We start from the raw sequence: 19,539 nt of genomic DNA on the forward strand, positions 1-19,539 counted from the left end.
TTCCCGGTGGTCCCACCCAACGGGACATAGTGGCAAACGTTCCGCGATTGGAACGTGCCAGCAGCGAGGATGCCTAAGAAAGTCGAGTCCGTCCGAAGGTTAGTTGACACGTTGTCAGCCGGTTTGTCAGTGCAGGTCGATCTCGACGGCCCTGAGATCCGAGTGGCTTTGGCGCCGAGCTTCGTCTTGAGCGCCCGTTGCGATCACCTGTCCCTGACTGCACCAAAATAGAGTGATGCGCAGCCTAAAGCCGTAACTGCCGACGAAATTAGGAGAACTGGCGGATAACCACCGAGCCGCTCATGGAGATATCCGATGAACGCGGGCCCGCAAGCCGAGGAGAACTGGATGAAGGTGGCGGCCGTTCCGTAGACTTCAGCGAAGGCCTTGGCCCCGAACTCGCGGCGGATGACTATCGGGCTGAGCGTCGTGACGTGTCCGATCGCAAAGCCGTAGATCAAACTCCCGACGATCACCGTCGGGATTGAAGGAAAAAGCCCGATCGCGAGGAGAGCGGCCAATTGGGCGACCATCGCTTGGCAAGCGAGGCGCCGGACTGGCGCGCTGTCGACGATCTTCGCCAGATACAGTCGGCCGAACAGCGTGACCGCACCCGTAGCGCTGACCAGCACGCCCGCACCAAAATTGCCGAGAAACTGCGCGGCCAACGCGACGTGATGAGCGATGAAGCCGATCTGCGCGAGCAGCGTCAGCGCGAAAGCGACAGTTGCGCTCCAGAGCAGGCGGCGACGGTTCTCAGGCGTCGCGATGTGCTTGGTGAATTCGGGCGCGCCGCCTGCTCCGAGGAGCCCACCGTCCCTCGCTATGCCCAAATCCTCGGGACCGCGGTATCGAAGGACGACACCGATGAGTGGAAGGAGAACGAGAACAGCGACGGCGCTTGCCGCGAGCAGACCCTCGCGCAGGCCAAGTCGATCGACGGTATAGAGCAATGCCGGCACGCCAAGAATTGCGCCGAAGCTTGCGCCCATGATCGCAAGAGTTATGGAGCGGCCCTGGTGACGTTCGAACCAAGGCGCTACGGTCGCCGAAATGCCAGTCGTCGAGAGGGTCGCCCACCCGATGCCAAGCAGCGCGAAACACGGATAGAGTTGCCAGGGTCGGCCGACCACGCCGATGCATGCGACGCCGATACACATGCAGACGGTGCCGAGGAGAAGCGCATCGTGTCGAGCGATGCTGCGGCCCAATGCGCTCTGGCCCGCGGCACTGATCAAAAGGAACGTCGTGATGGCAGAGGAGACTTCGGAGATCGACCAACCGCGCGCCGCTGTCACCGCCTGGAGATAGACGCTCGAGCCGAAGAGACCGAGCCCCCAGGAGAAGCAGGCGATGACGAAGCACGCGGCGACGACACGCCAACCGTAGAAGATTTCGAATTTCATGACGGGTTCGGAAGTTCTTTGACCGCGGACTTTGGGGAGTAGCTTGGACTTCCGGCCGGGCGTGCGGCTCTCACTGCCGGTGCGCTTCCGGATAGTATTGGGGCGCCTCGCGACGATCGAACATGCCGTAGTCCCGTATGACGCGGACGTGCCGCAGCCGGGCGCCTGGGGGAAGCTTGGCAGATACCTCGAAAGCGGCTGCGTCGTTCTTGGTCTTCCACACCATCATCAAAATGGCATCGCCCGGCGTGAGTACGGCATCGAAGACCTCCCAAGCCACCAGGCCGGGCGCGCCGGGATCTAGACCGAGGTGGCGAGCGACCGCGGGCCCGTCGGACGGTTCGATGGATCCCTCCAACCACTTGGCATCGACGACCGTGACCGTCGTTCCCTCGCCTATCTCCGTCTCGTCCAGACGCTGCTCGGCGACTGAATGCCCGGCCGGCACCTGCGTGTCGTGCGTGATCTGCCCGACGCGAAGATGGTAGTCGAGCATGATTTCGGAGCGACCGCGCTCCTGGGCCACGTGGTGGCGTTGCGCGGTACGCCACCTAACGACCGACTTCTCGTCTCGCCATCCGGAAAGCGATAGGAGCCAGCCCGGCCGCGAGAGACTCCTGTAGCGGACGTTCTCGACGAAACCGTCGACCCGCTCCAATTCCGGTCGCAGCATCTTGGCGATGCCGAGATAGCCGTCCCACTTTTCCGACTTGGGATGAACTTCGAAGATCACCGAGAACATCGTCGACTCCTTTGACTGCGGGACACTATCGTCAGACCGGCTCGCCGGAATCGTGCGCGGGAGCCTCTGCTTTTCCTTCCGACTTACCACCGGAACCGAAGTTGCGGATGAAGGAATAGAACGCCGGGGTGAACATCAGACCGAAGATGGTGACGCCGATCATTCCGGCGAACACGGCGGTCCCGATGGATTGGCGCATCTCGGATCCGGCCCCTGTGGCGACCGCGAGCGGGAAGACACCGAGGATGAATGCGGCCGAGGTCATCAGGATCGGGCGGAGGCGGATGCGCGCTGCTTCCGTGGCGGCCTGTTCCGCCGTATCTCCGTCGTGATCCTGCCGCTGCCTAGCGAACTCCACGATCAAGATCGCGTTTTTCGCCGCAAGCCCCACCAGGACGACGAAGCCGATCTGAGCGAGGATGTCGATCGGCATGCCTCGGAAGGCGAGACCCGTCGCCGACGCCAGCAGACACATCGGCACGATCAGCACGATGGCCAACGGCATCTTCCAGCTTTCGTACTGAGCGGCCAAGACCAGGAAGACGAAGAGAGCCGACGCGGCGAAGATGACGATCGTCGGGATGCCCTGCTTTTCCTGCTGGTGCGACAGCTCGGTCCACTCCATCGCGAAGCCCGCCGGCAGCACCTCCTTGGCGAGAGCCTCCATCCGGGCCGCGGCGGTGCCAGACGCGACGCCCGGTGCTGCGGTACCGAGAACGTCGGCGGCCGGGTAGAGGTTGTAGCGCGGCTGACGATATGGCGCGGTCTGGTGCTGGAAGTTGGCGACCGAGCCTATCGGCACCATCTCGTTGCTCGCGTTGCGGACCTTCAGGCGACCGATGTCCTCCGGCGTCTTGCGGAACACCTCGTCCGCCTGGGCCAGCACCTGATAAGTGCGGTTGAGATAGTTGAAGTCGTTCACGTATTGAGAGCCGAGATAAAGCTGGAGCGTCGAAAAAACGTCGGTCGGCGTAAGCCCGACCTTTTCGGCCTTCTCGCGGTCGATATCGGCGAACAGCGAGGGCGCGCCGGCGTTGTAGAGCGTGAACACGCCGGCGAAGGCCGGGTCCTTGTTGGCGGCCGCGACCAGGGTGTTGGTCGCTGCGGCGAGTTCCTGCGGGGTATGATCGCCGCGATCCTCGACCATCAGCTTGAAACCGCCGGCGGAGCCGAGACCCTGGACGGGCGGCGGATTCACGACGATGACGACCGCGTCCTTGATCCCGGCCAGCGCCGCGCGGACCTTCGGCAGCATCGTTGCGGCGTTGACGCCCGGAATGTGGTGCCCGTAAAGCGACGGCAGGCCGTAGAAGATGGTGCCGACGTTCGGCGCGATCGTGCCGGTGGTGACATCGAGACCGGCCACGGGCGAGGTATGGGTCGGGCCCGGCACTTCCTTCAGGACGATGTCGTTTACTTCGCGAACGACGGCATCGGTCCGCTGCAGGCTCGATCCCGGCGGCAGGAACACGATGACGGCCTGGTATCCGATGTCCTGGCTCGGGATGAAGCCGGTGGGCATCCTGGACATCTGGAAGCCGGTCAAGCCGATCAGGCCGAGATAGACGACGCCGACGACCGCGCTGGCCCTGATGATGCGTCCCGTGACCCGGCCGTAACTCGACGACGCCCACTCGAAGCCGGCGTTGAAGCGTCCGAATGCGGCCTGCGAGACGCGGAAGATGCCGCGCGGCTTTGCATGGGTGGCGTGCGGCTTCAGCAGCACCGCGCACAGTGCCGGGCTCAACGTCAGCGAGACGATGACCGAAATGATGGTCGAGGCCGCGATGGTCGCTGCGAACTGCGTGAAGAACAGGCCGGAGATGCCGCTGATGAAGGCCGACGGGATGAACACCGCGCACAGCGTCAACGCGATGGCGATCAGCGCGGTCGAGACCTCGTCCATCGTTTTGTGGGCCGCCTCTCGCGGCGACATGCCCGCCGCCATGTTCCGTTCGACGTTCTCGACGACGACGATGGCGTCGTCGACGACGATGCCGACCGCCAGGATCAGGCCGAACATCGAGAGGTTGTTGATCGAGATGCCGAAGATGGCGAGGACCGTGAAACAGCCGACCAGGGAGACGGGAATGGCGATCACGGGAATGATCGTCGCGCGCCATGTCTGCAGGAACAGGAAGACGACCCCGACGACGAGAGCGATCGCGATGAAGATGGTCTTGACGACTTCCTCGATCGATTGGCTCACGAACGTCGTCGGGTCGTAGATGCGGATATAGTCGAGACCAGGCGGGAAGCTCTTCTTGAGCTCGGCCATCTTCGACCAAATGGCGTTCTCGACCTGCACGACGTTCGCACCCGGCGTGGCTTTGGGAAACCACGGCGTCGACGGATACTTGTCGGCGTAGGCGATCGAGCCGTAGTCGGCCGAGCCGAGCTCGACGCGGCCGATGTCGTGGATGCGGGTGACGCGTCCCCGACTGTCGGACTTGACGATGATGTTGCCGAATTGCTCCGGCGTCGTGAGGCGGCCGAGCGCCTGCACGTTGATCTGGTACGCCGCATCGGTTGTCGTGATCGGCGGCGCGTTGAGCACGCCGGCGGAAACCTGAGCGTTCTGCGCACGAAGCGCGGCGAGGATCTCGTTTGCGCTGATGTTGTCGGCGGCGGCCTTGTCCGGATCGATCCAGATCCGCATCGCGTAGTCGCGCTGGCCGAAGATCTGGAAATCGGACACGCCAGGGAGGCGAGCGATCTCGTCCCGGATCTTGAGCATATAATTCGACATGTATTCGGGGCTGCGCGATCCGTCCGGCGAATAGACGTGAACGCCGAGCAGCAGCGCGTCGATCGTCTTCTTCACCTGCACGCCCTGCGCCTGGACCTCCTGCGGCAGGCGCGACAGCGTGTCTTGCACGCGATTCTGCGTGAGAACAAGGTCGGTGTTCGGGTCTGAGCCGATCTTGAAGACCACGGAAATCGCGAGCGCGCCATTGCCTGTCGATTGGCTCGTTATGTAGTCCATGTTCTCGACGCCGTTGATCGCCTGTTCGAGCGGCGTGGCCACCGTGCGGGCCACCACGTCGGCCGATGCGCCGGGGTAGACCGTGGTGATCTGGATCGTCGGGGGAACGATATCGGGATACTGCGCGACGGGCAGCAGGAAAGCTGCGGCGGCACCGAATATCGTGAGGAAGATGCTGATGACCGCGGCGAACCTCGGATGCTCGATGAAGAAATGAGAGAGTTTCATGGCGATTGAGCCTTGTCAGCAGAATGAGGTTACGTCGACTGCCGGAAGCGACGAATGAATGAAGTCGGGAGCTACGGCGCGGCGACCCGACCTATGTCGGGTTCGCCGCGACGGCCCAGGAGCGATGAGAGCGCTCCGCGGCCCACGCTTTCGGGATCCAGGAAGGGTCGCCCCTCCCCTTGATCCGGTCACTCTCAGCGAATGCCGCCTTTCGAGAAGAGGTTACTTCGCGCAGCATGACCCTGAGGGCAGCGACGTCCACCCGGTCCGCCTGCATCAGGCTTTGCGTCAGGCCGTCGCCGAGCAGCTCGTCGATCGTCGGTTCTTCGAAGCAGACGCTCATGTCGGTCCCCTTCAGTCGGAAGCAAGCTGCTTCGAGGCGTTTTCGGCGATCACCTTCGCGCCGGGCTTGGCTATCGGAATGCCGGCGACGACGACGCGGTCGGATGACTTTAGGCCGGAGGTGATCACGCGAAGACCGTCCCGCAGATCGCCGAGCTGGACCTTCTTCGGCGTGACGGTGCCGTCCGCACCGACGGTCAGGACGACGTGTTCTGACTGATCCGGCAGAACCGACGCGTCCGGAACGAGGAGCGTGGGGACCGGCTTCGAGATCGCGATGCGAACTCTTGCGAAGGCGCCGGGGGTCAGCAGGCCATCGGTGTTCTTGATCGTTGCGCGTCCGTGGATCGTGCCGCTCGAGCGGTCGAGCGCATTGTCGATGAAGTCCAGCGTGCCGTTGCGATCGAAACGGCCGCCGTTGATGGAAACCTGGACCTTGTCGGCCAAGGGTCCCTGCTGCTGCAGGTGCGCCTGCTGGAAGGTCGCGTAGTCCGACTCGCTCAGGTCGAAGTTCAGATAGATGTTGTCGACCGAAACCAGCGTCGCGAGCAGGGTGGTCGGGCTGGTGGCGGCCCGGCTGCCGGCAACCAGGTTGCCGATCGAGACGAGGTGTGTGCCGATGCGGCCGGTGAACGGCGCCGTCACGCGGGTATGATCCAGATCGAACTGCGCGTCGCGGACCGCGGCCTGGGCATCGTCGAGAGAGGCCTGCGCCGCGCGCTTTTGGGCCAGGCGCTGGTCGGCATTCTCGACCGTTCCGAAGCCGCTCTGCTTCAATGTATCGGCACGGCCCAGTTGCTGGATCGCCAATTCCAATTGAGCGCGAGCCGTCTCGACCCGTGCCTTGGCCTCGTCCAGCTTGATCTGATAGGGGGTCGGGTCGATCTCGAACAGGACGTCGCCTTCGCGGACGATGTCGCCGTCCTTGAAGCTGATCTGCGTCAGCGTGCCGCCCACCTGAGGGCGGAGCTCGACCTGCTGCACCGCCGAGAACTGGCCCAGTAGCTGCAGCCGCTTCTCGACGTCGCGCTCAGCGGGCGTGCTGACGGTCACGGTCGGTGCGGCCGGCGCGGTCGCCTTGGCCGAGGGAGCCAAAAATTCGGGTCCGAAGACGACGCCGGCGCCGAAGATGCCTAGTGCTGCGGCTGTGGTGAGCCAGACTTTGATGCTGGTCCTGCGGGATGAATGGCTGGCGGCGACTTGCGTCATGACGATCTCCGTTATCTATCTATCAGTAGATGCATAAGAGGTAGCTGAGGCGCCAAGCACTGTCAACGTCTATCTATCGATAGACAGAAAAAATGTGGCGCAACGCCAACCCTATGATTTCATGTTCGTTTTCTTTTTGGGGCGAGGTTCTCAACCCGTTTGAAGGTTCGGGGCAGGATTTCGGATGTCCGGCCACCTGATCCCGTCCGCCGGGTCGGCGCCGGCTCGGTGTGCTCGCCTGCCGGCGTCCGCGACGCTGCGGCATCGCCAGGCCCGTGGCGGCACGCCGACAAACCGGTTGAAGAGGCGCGTGAGGTGGGACTGGTCGGCCAGGCCGCATTCCAGGGCGATCTGAGCGATGGACCCGTGCGTCGTGGCCAGAAGCTGCTTCGCCAAGCCGATTCTCGACATCAGGACGAAATCGGAAAACGGCACTCCTTCGCTCGTCTTGAAGGCTCGCGAGAAGTAGCTCGGACTCAGGTTGACGATGCGGGCCACGGTCCCGATCCGTATGCGCGCGTGCAGGTTCTCATCGATGTACTTCCGGGCGCGCAAAATCTGCCAATGGGCGAGATGACCGTTCTTGCCGCAGCTTTGCCTTGGATGGTCGACGAGCCTGCGGGCGTCCTCGATCCGCTGCCGGGCTCCCGGCAGGTCGCGGTCCAGAAGCTTCAAGGCTTCTTCGAGAAGGACGGCCGCAGCGGCTTGCTTCGTCCGTTCGCTGGATTGAATAGCGGCAAGCGTGGCGGACATCCCCAACCTCTCGAATAACGGTTGCGGGCCCAAGATGCTACTCTGCCGGCACAAGTCGAGTTTTCGAGCGTTAACGCTCGTTATTTGTCGTTATCGCGCCGAGGACGGTGCCGATGGCGAACGTCATATTTCGAGATCGAAGGCCTCGGTCGTGCTGATCTCGACGTGCTTTCGCATCTCTTCGGGATAGACGTTGCGGTAGCGTCCCGTCCGCGCCGGAATGATCTCGACCATTCGCCTGATCATCTCGTCCGGATCGACCGGTAGAGCTTCGGCGTCCGCGATGGCATCCGCTTCAACTCGCAGCGAGGCATGCTTGGTGAAGTTTCTCGAGTCGTCGAACCAACTGAAGGCATTCGCGATCATTCCCTCGTTGAATCTGGTGACGGCCGGTCCCGGGTTGATCGTCTGTATTTGTATCCCGAACGGCTTCAGTTCGTGATGAAGGGCGCGGGAGATCACTTCCAAGGCATGCACGCTGCAAGCATAAGGCGCGACCACCGGGGGAAACTCGAGACTCGCGACCGAGGAAACGAAGACGATCTTGCCGCGCGTACCGGCGGCGACCCACTTCCGCACGACCTTCTGAATCAAGGCGAGCGGCCCGAATACGTTCGTCTCGAAAAGGCTGTGCAGGATCTCCAAGGGAATTTCCGAGATCGGTCCGCCTTCGCCCCGAGCGATGTTATTGACGAGGATACCGAAATCGAGCGGCAGGAGAGCGTCTATGTCGGTAGCGTTGCGGAGGTTCAGTTTGTGGGACCTGAGGGTGATGCGCCGCAATCGGGCTTTCGTCTGCAGCGCGTCCGCGACGTCCTGCGTACGCGCCGTAGCGATCACCTCATGACCGGCTTCGGCCAAGCCGAACGCGACCTCCTCCCCGAAGCCGGATTCTGCTCCGGTGATGAGAATGGTGTCGGACATCGACCGTCTTCCTCGCCCCGTCCTCGGCCGCATGCGAGCGGCGGCGTCGGTTTGGCGCTCAATATCGTCCCCGTTCCGGCGGCGTTCTTGGATTGTCGATCCGAATTTGACTTTCGATGATGCGGTAGCACCAGATGCGGGAGCGGTGGCTTTGGATCAACTTTCGATCGTTGGGCGACAGGCAGGCCTGCGCGCGGCCCGCTACGAAACCTTCGGCACGGGCCCGCTCCGATGCTGCTCGTAGGAGGCCTCGATGTACCGGGCGAAGCTGGATGCTCCGAGCTTCGCTGCCCAAGCGCGCGCTTCGTCGAAGCAGGCCGCGGCGGCAGGGTCATCCCGTTGCGCGAGCGCGACGGCTTTGAGCCGCAGGGCCTCCGGCAGGAACCAACGGCACTGCATAGCTTCGAGTTCGGCGGCGAGCTTGCCGGCGAGATTCGCGACCAGGTCGGCCTTTCCGAGAATGAGGCAGCTTTGGAGGACCGGCACCAGGATCCAGTTGTTCCGATTGGTCAGGGTCTGCCAATCGCCGGCGAGCAGATCGCTCTCGATTCCCGCGAGCGAGGATTCGGTGCGGTGGCGGTGGATCTCGATGACGGCCTCCAGATTCCGGATCCAACCCTTCCATCGCGCACCGACGTTGAAGCGTCCGCTCAGCACCTCGAACTGGCGCATGATGTCAGCCCAGTCAGAGCTGACGTAGAGCGTTCTGCAGAACAGCTGGGACAGCGGAATGAAGAGCGTCGGCAGATGATCTCCGGTCTCCGCGATCGCTTTGCGATTCCATTCTTCGGCTTCGTCCAAACGCCCGACCTGCCAGCAGCATTCGCTGAGATCGCACATCGAGACGGCCCGGTGATTGAGTCCGAAGCGGTTGGCGTCGGCCGCGCTCATCTCGGCCGGATAGGCATCGACCACGCGTCGATGCGCTTCCATGGAAGCACCGAACTCGCCGAGATCGTGAAGCGCCCAGCCTTGCAGCGTCTGGGCGACGAAGCCCGCTGACACGTCGCCCAAAGTCCGCGCTCGATCCTGGAAGGCACGGCCCGCCTCCAGACACTTCTCTGGGCTATACCCGGGGCCCGACAGATAGGAAAGGCCCCATCGCGCCTTCAACTCGCTATCAGTGTCACCGAGAGTCTCGGCGATCTCGACCGCCTCGCGATACAGCGCGATCTGTACTGCGAGATCGGGGCGCGATAGGCCCAAGGCGCGGGCGTACGGCATGAGAAGAGGGAGGCGCTCCGCCGCGCCGGTCAAGGAATCGAGGGTCCGCCGGCTCCAGTCGGTGAACTCGAACATGTATCCCAAGTGGAGCATCAACGGAGCGAACTTCACCAGCAACGACGACTGGAACGCAGTGTCTCCCATCTCGAACGCCTTGCCGATCGCATACCGCAGATCGTCCAAGCGACGCCTCGCGAACGCCGTCGCTTCGACCACGTGGCCCGAACGGATCAGATTGCCGAACCGGTCGCAGTCCGCGATGAGGCGCTCCCCCAATTTCCTGACGAGCACATTGTCCGGATCGATCAGGGGAAGTCGCTCTCGCGCGAACGCGCGGATGGTTTCCAGGAATACGTAATGCGGTCGGGTCGGGTCGGATACGAAGACGACGAGCGACTTCTCGACGAGATCGGCGAGGATGATCGATACCTCCCGAGGAGAGAGGGGCGTCCATCCCGCCACGTCGATCGCCGAATCGAGGTCGAACTCTCCGCTGAAGGTCGAGAGGCGCGCGCAGACGATTCGTTCGTTCGCGTCCAGCAGTTCGAAACTCCAGCTGATCGCACCTTCGAGCGTCTGATGCCTCGGAAGCGCCGTCCGCAAGCCGCGGCTGAGAAACGCGAAACGATCGTCGAGCCGCGAGGCCACCTCCGCCAGACCGAAGGTGCCGACCCTGCCGGCGGCAAGCTGCACTGCCAGCGCGATGCCGTCGAGGCGACGGCAGATTTCGGCCGCCGGCGCCGCAAGTTCGTCCGTCAACACGAAGTCCGGATCGGACGATCGTATCCTCTCGACGAGAAGCTCCACGGCGGCGTAGCGCAAGGCCCCCTCTGCGCTTCCGACGAAACTCACTTCCGGATAAGGCAGACCTTCGAGCCGATGGACCACTTCGCCTTCCACGTACAACGGTTCTCGGGTGGTCGCGAGGATCCTTGCCCCGGGCACGTTCTGCAGAATGGCGGTCGCCGCCTCGGCGATCGATCCCAGCATGTGCTCGCAATTGTCCAGAACGATAAGCACCTTTTTTGCCGCGGTCTTTTCAAGAATGGTCCGGAGGGGATCTCCTCCGGTCTGGTCCAAGGTGAGACCCGATGCGATGCGGGTCAGGACGAGGTTCGAGTCGCGGATCGGGGCGAAGTCGACGAAGCAGACCTGTTCCGCGATTTCGGAGACGTCGGAGGAGACGACGATCGCGACGGTGGTCTTTCCGATCCCCGCAGCGCCGACGATGCTAACCAAGCGGCTTCGGCCCAGGAGGTCCACGATCTTCGCAGCGGCCCCTTCCCGCCCGATGACGGGCTTCAGCAGAAGCGGTAGTTGGCCGTGAAGTGCGGGCGGCGATCCGGCCGGAACGGGAGCAGACGCGCCGTGGCGAGGTGGCCAGTATTCGAGATGGACGTCGCGCGAGAAGGCGTAGCCATGTCCGGCCGTGCTCAGGACATACGCTTCGTTCGTTCCGCCTTCCGCCAGGCACTTGCGCAAGGCGGCCACCGTCACGCGCAGGTTCACTTCGGCGACTGTGCGATCGCGCCAGATGCGCTCCAGCAATTCGTCCTTGGTACAGATGGAGCCGGGCCGCTCAAGCAGGGCCTGTAGGAGTTCGACCGCGCGCGTGTTGAGCGGCAGCGGCTTTCCGTTTCGGGTGAGCACGCGCTGCTTGAGATGCAATACGAACGGGCCGAAACCGATCCATTCGGTATCCCGGTGTTGTTCCTGCTCCCTACCCATCGCGTGTCATCCAACCTAATCGGCCAAATTCGCGCCTGACGGGTAAGAGCTGCCGGCTCTGCCGCGACGATCTAAAGATACCTGATCTAGCGACGAATTCCGAGCCTTTCGACCTCTCGCCGGTTTTTGCAAAATGGAGACGGCAATGAAGGATGTGGCAGCGAAAACAATGAGTTGGATGAATTTCTAGCGGACCGTCGCCAAGACCGCGGTCCGGCACGTCCGGAGCATCGCTATCGCGACGTGTGCAGCCAAGATCTCGAACCTACGACGACATGGAGGTAAATTTGTGCTGCCCGGCCGCGCCTAGTGGGCTTCAAGGGAGTCTTCGCGGATGAAGATACCGGTCGTCGGCAGGAACGGGCGCAGAGCGCCCTTCGCTGCGGGGCGATGTGGCTTATCGAACTCCTGCCGATCCGCGTGCGGCGGCCCGCTCCCGCCGACGACACGGATCGCGCACGATGCGATCGCGATCCGCGCGCTCGGTAGCCCCGCAGCAGGAATGGTGGCGAGGAGCGTCAGGCTTCAGATGGCCCGCTGCGACCGCCACAACTTCACGGTGGCTCGATCGTACGTCGCTGAATCGTCCAAAGCCGCCGACACGACCATCCCGCCGGTGATGATCGCAAGGAGTTCGGTCGCCTCGTCCTGCAGGAGTCCTGCGCCGACAAGCTTGCCCAGGCACATCCTGAAGAAGCGCCTTACCTCCGCTGCGACCTCTTCCGGCAGACCCAGCGATCCGGCTCCAAGAACCGTTACCGGACACATCCTATTGGCCGAGAGAACGGTGCCCCGGAAGGCGTTCGTCAGCACGTCGTAGGGATCGATCCCGCCCGCCAGATCTCTGTCCACCCGCTCGCCAAGTCGGTCGGCATATCTGTGCACGACCGCTGCGGCGAGCTTCTCCTTCGTTGGGAAATGATAGTGCACGCTCGAACTCTTGATGCCGACGTCGTCCGCGACCTCCCGGAAGCTAAAGCCGTTGAAGCCGCCGCCGCGCATCCGACGCTCGGCTGCGTCCATGATGGACTCTGCGACGCTGCTCATGGCACGCTCCAGTCTATCTTTCGATAGATAGTTACATCATCGTTGGTCCGGTCACAAGCCTTTTGTCTATTAGGCGATAGGGACCCAACGTTGCGACGATCTGAACATGCGCGGTGGCGCCGTCATTGCAGGGTTCATGGAAAGCCCTGCCCGTTCAAATCGGGCGCCGGGAGACAAGAACCTAGGAGACTTTTCCGGTTTCAATCGGCTCCCATGATGCGGCGAATGAAGACAATGGAAAGGCTCCTTAGGCGACGCAATTAAACCTCGCCTCCGCGCCGACGCGTAAGCCCGCCCGAGGGAGACAAGTTTTATCATTCTATCGATAGATAGACGTTGACAGCGCGATTCGCACCACCTACCTAATGATAGATAGATGGGTTTCCCTACATCGGAGATGAAGATGCTCGAGTTCACCCATCGCAACCCGGAAATGAAGCTCGGCGAGAAGAGGCGCGTCGCTCTCGTTCTCGCCGACATCCAGAACGAATTCCTCGAAGAGAAGGAGTCGGGGACCTACTACGCGCTGATCGAGGACGCACTGAAGAAGCGCGACGTCGTCGGCAACCTGGAGAAACTCCTCAAAACGGCGCAGGAGCTCGGCTACTTCATCGTGCACTCGCCGCACTGGTACTACCCGACGGACCGGCAGTGGACGGTGCCGCCCGGAGCGATCGGTCACTATCTCGGCGGCATCGGCTTTTGCGGCCGCAAGGATCCGGTCAATCTCGAGGGCTTCGAGGGATCGAGGGCGGACTACTACGAACCGTTCAAGAAGTACCTGCTGGACGGGCACACCTGCAACACATCGCCTCACAAGGTCTTCGGGTGCGAATCGAACGACCTGATCAAGCAGCTTCGCATGCGCCGTGTCGAACAAGTGATCATGGCGGGCCCCGTCGCGAACATCTGTCTCGAGTCGCACATGCGCGACGTGATCGAAGCAGGCTTCGAGGTCGCGATGGTCCGCGATGCGGTGGCCGCCGGTGTGAACGAGGAAGGCGACGGCTATGCGGCGGCGATGGTGAACTACCGCTTCATGGCGAATGCGGTCTGGACGACCGACGAAGCCCTACAGCGCATGAAGGCCGCGGCCTGATCCCGAAAGCGTACGAAATCCAAAAGCTGAAAGAGAAAGAACGACCATGTCTGACACGATACTCATCACCGGAACGTCGAACGGTTTCGGCAAAGACCTTGCAAACACGCTCGCCGCCCGCGGTCATCGCGTATTCGCGACCATGCGGGATATGGACGGGCGCAATCGCGAAGTGGCGAAAGAACTGCAGGCGAAGGGCATCGAGACTCTTGAGCTCGACGTCACGAACAGCGCGAGCGTCGATGCGGCGTTGAAGACGCTGTTAGGCAAGACCGGCGGCAAGCTGGATGTGCTCGTAAACAACGCGGGCATCGCCTCTGGAGGTCTCGCGGAGACCTTCACTCCGGAGCAGGTGCGCGAGATGTTCGAGGTGAACGTGTTCGGCGTCCAGCGCATGATCCGGGCCGTCGTTCCGCAGATGCAGGCGAACAGATCCGGCATGATCGTCAACGTCGGTTCGATCCTGGGCCGGCTGACGCTGCCCTTCTACGGTCTCTACGGCGCCTCCAAGCACGCCGTGGAAGCCCTGACCGAGGGCTACCGATACGAACTTTCGCAACTCGGCATCGAAGTCGTGCTGGTGCAGCCCGGTCCCTTCCCGACGAACTTGTGGGCGGCGGTTCAGAAGCCCTCCGACCCCGGTCGTGCGGACAAGTACGGCGAGGTAGCCGCTCTTCCCGGCAAGTTCGTTGAATTCCTCGGCGGCGTGTTCGCCGGCCCCGACGCTCCGAACCCGCACGACACGGCAGAAGCGATCGCCCAGCTGGTCGGGACGCCCCGCGGCAAGCGTCCCGAACGCGTGGTCGTCGGTCTGACGTTCGGCGCCGATGCGGCCAACTCCGCAATCCAACCGATCCAGGAGCAGGTGATCGCCGGCATCGGCCTGGATCATCTCAAGAAGCTGAAGGTCGCTTGACGACGTTCGAGGTGGATCCGAGCAAGCTCCGCTCGCGGCGGGCTACGCTTCAACAAGGCGAGTGACATATGGCAACTGAACGCAAAGTCGTCGTGGTGACCGGCGCGTCACAGGGACTCGGCGAGGCCTTCGTGAAGGCCTATCGGGAACGAGGTTGGCAAGCGGTCGGAAATTCCCGTTCGATCGCGCCTTCGAGCGACCCCGACTACGTCACCGTCGCCGGCGACGTCGGCGAGCCGGAGATCGCCAGGAAAGTCGTCCGGACCGCGCTCGAACGCTTCGGCCGCGTCGACACGCTGATCAACAACGCCGGCATCTGGCGCCCCGGCCCGATCGAGGGCCTCTCCGAGGATCTCTACCGACGCGTGATGTCGACCAATCTCGACAGCATGTTCTTCGCGACTCAGGCGGCGGTGCCTGCGATGAAGAGACAGGGCCGAGGTCACATCGTCCAGATCTCGACGAGCCTCGTTGAGCACGCGCTCCAGACAGTGCCGGCCGTCCTCGCCTCGCTGACAAAAGGTGCCGGCGTCGCCGCCACCCGAGGACTCGCGATGGAGCTCGCTTCCAGCAACATCCGCGTCAACACCATCTCGCTCGGTATCGTCATCACGCCGCTTCACGACGGATCGAACCCCGAGGACCTGAAGTCTTTCTCGCCCCTCAACCGCAACGGCAAGATCGAGGATGTCGTACGGGCCATCAACTATCTCGAGGACGCGGACTACGTGACCGGCGAGATCCACTACGTCGACGGAGGTCGGACAGCAGGCCATTGATCCTCGGCGGACGCACCGCTTCTCGTTGCGCAAACCGATCTTCGAACCTTCTCTCGTCAGCTTCCGCCTCTCTGCCACCGGAGCCGACTGCAATTTGGCAGCCCCTACCCAAAGGAGATATCGTCATGACAAACACGTTCATCAGAAACGCGCTGGTTGTCGCCGCCACTGCCACCTCGCTCTTCGGCGCACCTGCCTTGGCTTCTGAGCAGACCGCGAAACTGCCGCAGGCGACAAACTCGCTCGAAATCCCATTCGAAGATATGACCTTCGCGGATTCCGGATTTGCCGCCTACGGACCCCGCCGTCCCGACGATCATTCGAACAGGGACATCCTGGTTTCGGACGCCTACGGAAAGGTCACCTCGGGAGCTCACGCCACGATCACGAAGTTTCCGAAGGGCTTCAAGAGCGCGCTGCACACGCACACCGGCGATTACTATGCGGTGGTGATTTCCGGCGTCATGGCGAACTACCGCCCCGATAGTGAGATCAAGCATCTGAGTGCCGGTTCCTATTGGTTTCAGAAGGGCGGTGAACCGCATATCACCGAGTGCTTCTCGGAGAATTGCACCGTCGTTCTCGTCCAGGACGTTGCGTTCGATGCACAGATCTTGAGCAAGTAAGCGGCGCCGAGGCTTGGCGGTGTTCTTATCGCCAGGTCTGTTGATCCCGATACGGGAGGCAACGTGGCTACGGCGCGCCCGACGATCGCGTGAGGTCCATCCTCCACCAATACGGAGCGACCTTCTTGTCGAACATCATGGGGCCGACCGGATCGTGATTTCAGAAGGCGCGGCAATCGATCGCCGCCGAACGACCACGCGAGCGCCGGCTATGGCCGGCATCCGCGACCTCGAACCATCACGCTGGAGGCTTCGTATGCGTTGTCGCCGTCGAGACCCGACGACCGCAAGACGATCATCGGACCGATGGGCGTCAGGCCGCAGACTTTTCCGCGACCCGAAACGTCGTGGTCGCCCGATCGTACTCAGCGCTATCGCGCAGCGCGTTCGCGACGACCAGCGCGCCGATGATAGTGGACAGGAATTCGCTGGCGTCGTCCGCGGACATGCCTTGAGCGACCATCTTGTCCTGGCACATCTTGAAGAACCGCTTCACCTCGGCAGCCACGGCTTTCGGCAGGTCCTGCGAGGACGCGCCGAGGATCGTGCACGGACACATGTGGGCTTTGGAGAACGCCGTTCCGCGCAGCGCCTTGGCCCAGACGCGTTTCGCGTTGGGGTCCTTCGCGAATTCCCGGTCGATATTTCCGGATGTCCGGTCGGTCCAACGGCGGACGACCTCGGCAGCGAGGTCTTCCTTTGTGGGAAAGTGGTAGTGGACGCTCGAGCTCTTGATGCCGACGTCCTCGGCGATCTCCCGAAAGCTGAAACCGCCGAATCCGCCGGCCTGAATCCGCCTTTCGGCCGCGTCCAAGATCGCCGTCTTCATATCGCTCATGTGGTTCGCTCCTGCGTCTACCTTTCGATAGATAGTCCAATGGAGGCCGGATTGCAAGCTCTGTTCCGAGAACTCGCGGCTGCGCCAGGGCGGAACGAAGCCATCAAGATTCGTGCGTCTATCGGTAGATAGATATTGACATGGTCGCAACAGGCGATTTACATGCAATCTATCTATCAACAGATAGATTAGTCGGACGGCCTGATGGCCTTCTCGATCTGGATCCCGCCGCATCTCGGCGCTCGAACCCGCAGGAGTTTCGCCATGGACCGCCGCCTTGTAATTCTAGCGCTGGGCATGTTCGCCCTCGGGACCGACAGTTTCGTCGTCGCGGGCGTGCTGCCCGAGATCTCGCAGTCCTTCCAGGTGAGCGTGGGCGCCGCCGGACAGCTTACCACCATCTACGCCATCGCCTACGCGCTGCTATCGCCGACCGCGGCAGCCGTCTTCGCTCATGTCGAGCGCAAGAAGCTAATGCTTTCCGGGCTCGGTATCTTCATCCTTGCCAACCTCGCGACCGCCTGGGCGCCTAACTTCGCTTTCGCACTCGGCGCCCGCGCCCTCGCGGGGCTGGGAGCCGCCATCTACGCGCCGACCGCCACCGGGTCCGGCGCCAGCCTGATGCCGCCGGAAAAGCGGGGCTTCGCGCTCTCCATCGTCATCGCCGGGCTCACCTTCTCGACCGCGCTCGGCTCGCCGATCGGCACGCTCATCGGCGGACTTGCCGACTGGCGCTGGACGATGGTGTTCGTGTCGGCGATCAGCGTTGTCGCGGCTCTCGGCATCACGGTGTCGCTGAAGGACATCCCGATGCCGCCATCGATCTCGCTGAAGCAGCGCTTGGCGCCGTTCGCGGATCGCCGCATCGGACTGACGCTCCTGACAACGTTCTTCTTCCAGGCCGGCAATTTCTCCCTCTACACCTATTTTGCGGTCATCTTCGGGCGCGTCACGCACGGTGATACCCTCATCCTCGGCTTGCTGCTGGTTCTCTGGGGTGTATCGGGCACCGTGATGAACCTCGTCGGAGGCCGGCTGGTCGACACGATCGGCACGCGAAAAGTCCTGGTCGTCATGTCGATTGCGCTGATCGGCGTCACGGCGACGCTATCTTGGACCAGCGCCGCTCTCGCCACGGCTATCGTCGCCGTCGTAATCCACGGCGCGACGAGCTGGGGCCAACTCGCGGCGCAGCAGCACCGGCTTGTGTCCATCATGCCGACGGCTGTCCCGATCGTTCTCGGCCTCAATACGTCGGCCACCTACGTCGGCGTTGCTTCCGCCGGCGTCATCGGCGGCGCCAGCCTGACGTTGATCGGTGCGCAGAGCATCGGATGGATCAGCATGGTTCTCTACGTCGGCGCGTTGATCGTTGCCGAGGTCGTCCATCGCCTGATCGCGGCGGGAGCGTCTTCCGACAAGAAAGCCGAGCGCGCCGAAGCGCCGGCCCTTGCCACCCGATAACCCGCGACCACTGCAGACAGGATACGAACCATGAGCCAGATCGAGAAAGCGAAAGTGTTCGCCGAGCTTCACGTCAAGGGACGACCGATCATTTTGTACAACGCCTGGGATGCTGGCAGCGCGAAGGCCATCGCGGACGCCGGCGCTAAGGCGATAGCGACCAGCAGTTGGGCGGTCGCGGCCGCCCAGGGCTTCAAGGACGGCGAGGACCTTCCCATCGCCGTGGCGGAGCAGATCGTCTCCCGGATCGCCGCGACCGTCGAGAAGCCGGTCACGATGGACTTCGAGGGCGGCTACAGCGACGACGACGGCGCGTTGGCCTCGAACATAGAGAGAATTCTTGATCTCGGAATCGTCGGGATCAACTTCGAGGACCGCGTGGTCAAAGGAAAGGGGCTTTACGGCGTCGACCGCCAGGCGAGCCGCATCTCGGCTATCCGCGTTGCGGCAGATCGTAAGGGCATTCCGCTCTTCATCAACGCGCGTACCGACGTTTATCTCGGAAACGGAGACGATCTCGAAGAGGCCTTGAAGCGTGGGAAAGCCTACGCGAACGCCGGAGCGTCGGGTTTCTTCGTACCGGGCGTCAGGGTGCCCGATCATATTCGCCGGCTCGCCTCTGAGACGCCGATTCCAGTCAACGTCATGGTGATGGATGGCGTGCCGGCGAACGATGAGCTCGCGAAACTTGGCGTCGCGCGTGTGAGCTACGGCGCGCTTCCTTACGCCGAAGCCATGAGCACCCTTCGGCAGAAGGCAGGAAAGTTATTTTGTGAACCGGCGAGCAAATCAGCAACATCGATGGCGGCGGACAGTCCCGCTGCCGCGCGCCAATAACGTCCGGCATCCGACCCCACGGTCAATCTTACTTTTTGCGCGATGACTACGGGTAATCGCGGATGTAGCCGCAACCGCTTTGTCGCGCTCCTCGTTGTTTTGCTGTCGCTTCGGACAACGGGCTACTGAGAGGAGCGGTATGTGGCGGAAGACCCCTCCTCCGAAGCACGGCGAAAACACAACCACTGCGTGAGGAATTAGCGCAAAATCGCGAAATTCTTCGATGGCGTTGCGATAGATTTGAACAATCGAATACTGGGGAGAGCAGTGCCGTAGAAATGACTGAGAGAGTGGTAGTCTAACCCACGATTTCGATCATTCCGCGTCGAACAGCTGAGACTGCACGTAAGCACTCGCCCGCCTCCTGCCCTCGGAAATTCAGATCTTGCAC

At 62.6% G+C, this 19,539-nt stretch carries 16 protein-coding genes; 6 read left to right on the forward strand and 10 right to left on the reverse strand.

All coding sequences use genetic code 11. The annotated features are described in order from the left end of the window. Positions 1 to 203 precede the first annotated feature (203 nt). From H8A92_RS00600 to H8A92_RS00640, 9 genes are all read right to left on the reverse strand, one after another. On the reverse strand, positions 204 to 1,406 hold the full coding sequence (locus H8A92_RS00600; protein WP_229193899.1) for an MFS transporter: 1,203 nt from the start codon (positions 1,404 to 1,406) through the stop codon (positions 204 to 206). A 70-nt stretch (positions 1,407 to 1,476) separates the two neighbouring features. Continuing rightward, complete coding sequence (locus tag H8A92_RS00605; RefSeq protein WP_229193900.1) at positions 1,477 to 2,148, reverse strand: antibiotic biosynthesis monooxygenase family protein; 672 nt, start codon at positions 2,146 to 2,148, stop codon at positions 1,477 to 1,479. A 31-nt stretch (positions 2,149 to 2,179) separates the two neighbouring features. After that, complete coding sequence (locus H8A92_RS00610) at positions 2,180 to 5,362, reverse strand: efflux RND transporter permease subunit (RefSeq protein WP_229193901.1); 3,183 nt, start codon at positions 5,360 to 5,362, stop codon at positions 2,180 to 2,182. 91 nt (positions 5,363 to 5,453) lie between these two features. Beyond that, positions 5,454 to 5,705, reverse strand: coding sequence for a hypothetical protein (locus H8A92_RS00615; protein ID WP_229193902.1), 252 nt, complete (start codon positions 5,703 to 5,705; stop codon positions 5,454 to 5,456). A gap of 11 nt (positions 5,706 to 5,716) precedes the next feature. Continuing rightward, the gene (locus H8A92_RS00620; protein WP_229193903.1) at positions 5,717 to 6,913 is read right to left on the reverse strand and encodes an efflux RND transporter periplasmic adaptor subunit; all 1,197 of its coding nucleotides are present in this window, start codon (positions 6,911 to 6,913) and stop codon (positions 5,717 to 5,719) included. A 150-nt stretch (positions 6,914 to 7,063) separates the two neighbouring features. Beyond that, complete coding sequence (locus H8A92_RS00625) at positions 7,064 to 7,666, reverse strand: helix-turn-helix transcriptional regulator (RefSeq protein ID WP_229193904.1); 603 nt, start codon at positions 7,664 to 7,666, stop codon at positions 7,064 to 7,066. A 123-nt stretch (positions 7,667 to 7,789) separates the two neighbouring features. Beyond that, entirely contained in the window at positions 7,790 to 8,590 is an 801-nt protein-coding gene (locus H8A92_RS00630; protein ID WP_229193905.1) for an SDR family oxidoreductase, read from the reverse strand. A gap of 201 nt (positions 8,591 to 8,791) precedes the next feature. After that, a complete protein-coding gene (locus tag H8A92_RS00635) occupies positions 8,792 to 11,542 on the reverse strand; it encodes an ATP-binding protein (RefSeq protein ID WP_229193906.1) in 2,751 nt (916 codons plus the stop codon). 525 nt (positions 11,543 to 12,067) lie between these two features. Then, positions 12,068 to 12,589, reverse strand: coding sequence for a TetR/AcrR family transcriptional regulator (locus H8A92_RS00640; protein ID WP_229193907.1), 522 nt, complete (start codon positions 12,587 to 12,589; stop codon positions 12,068 to 12,070). Positions 12,590 to 12,992: 403 nt separating this feature from the next. Between H8A92_RS00640 and H8A92_RS00645 the strand changes: the two genes are divergently transcribed. The 4 genes from H8A92_RS00645 (at position 12,993) to H8A92_RS00660 (ending at position 16,009) form a co-directional block, all read left to right on the forward strand. Then, on the forward strand, positions 12,993 to 13,688 hold the full coding sequence (locus H8A92_RS00645; RefSeq protein WP_229193908.1) for a cysteine hydrolase family protein: 696 nt from the start codon (positions 12,993 to 12,995) through the stop codon (positions 13,686 to 13,688). Between the two features lie 46 nt (positions 13,689 to 13,734). Continuing rightward, a complete protein-coding gene (locus H8A92_RS00650; protein WP_229193909.1) occupies positions 13,735 to 14,604 on the forward strand; it encodes an SDR family oxidoreductase in 870 nt (289 codons plus the stop codon). A 68-nt stretch (positions 14,605 to 14,672) separates the two neighbouring features. Then, positions 14,673 to 15,383 carry an SDR family NAD(P)-dependent oxidoreductase gene (locus tag H8A92_RS00655; RefSeq protein WP_229193910.1) on the forward strand — a complete coding sequence of 237 codons (711 nt, stop codon included), beginning with the start codon at positions 14,673 to 14,675 and terminating at the stop codon, positions 15,381 to 15,383. Between the two features lie 125 nt (positions 15,384 to 15,508). Beyond that, positions 15,509 to 16,009 (forward strand): DUF4437 domain-containing protein, encoded by a 501-nt coding sequence (locus H8A92_RS00660; protein ID WP_229193911.1) that lies wholly within the window; start codon positions 15,509 to 15,511, stop codon positions 16,007 to 16,009. Positions 16,010 to 16,322: 313 nt separating this feature from the next. Here H8A92_RS00660 and H8A92_RS00665 read toward each other — a convergent pair whose 3' ends face one another. Next, on the reverse strand, positions 16,323 to 16,904 hold the full coding sequence (locus H8A92_RS00665) for a TetR/AcrR family transcriptional regulator (RefSeq protein ID WP_229193912.1): 582 nt from the start codon (positions 16,902 to 16,904) through the stop codon (positions 16,323 to 16,325). Between the two features lie 207 nt (positions 16,905 to 17,111). On the opposite strand from H8A92_RS00665, the gene H8A92_RS00670 reads away from it, so the two are divergent. Both H8A92_RS00670 and H8A92_RS00675 read left to right on the forward strand, forming a co-directional pair. Continuing rightward, on the forward strand, positions 17,112 to 18,311 hold the full coding sequence (locus tag H8A92_RS00670; protein ID WP_229193913.1) for an MFS transporter: 1,200 nt from the start codon (positions 17,112 to 17,114) through the stop codon (positions 18,309 to 18,311). 30 nt (positions 18,312 to 18,341) lie between these two features. Beyond that, positions 18,342 to 19,148, forward strand: coding sequence for an isocitrate lyase/PEP mutase family protein (locus H8A92_RS00675; protein ID WP_229193914.1), 807 nt, complete (start codon positions 18,342 to 18,344; stop codon positions 19,146 to 19,148). Positions 19,149 to 19,539: the final 391 nt, after the last annotated feature.

Origin of the sequence: Bradyrhizobium acaciae (assembly GCF_020889785.1) — a bacterium.
In the GTDB taxonomy this organism is placed as follows: Bacteria; Pseudomonadota; Alphaproteobacteria; order Rhizobiales; family Xanthobacteraceae; genus Bradyrhizobium; species Bradyrhizobium acaciae.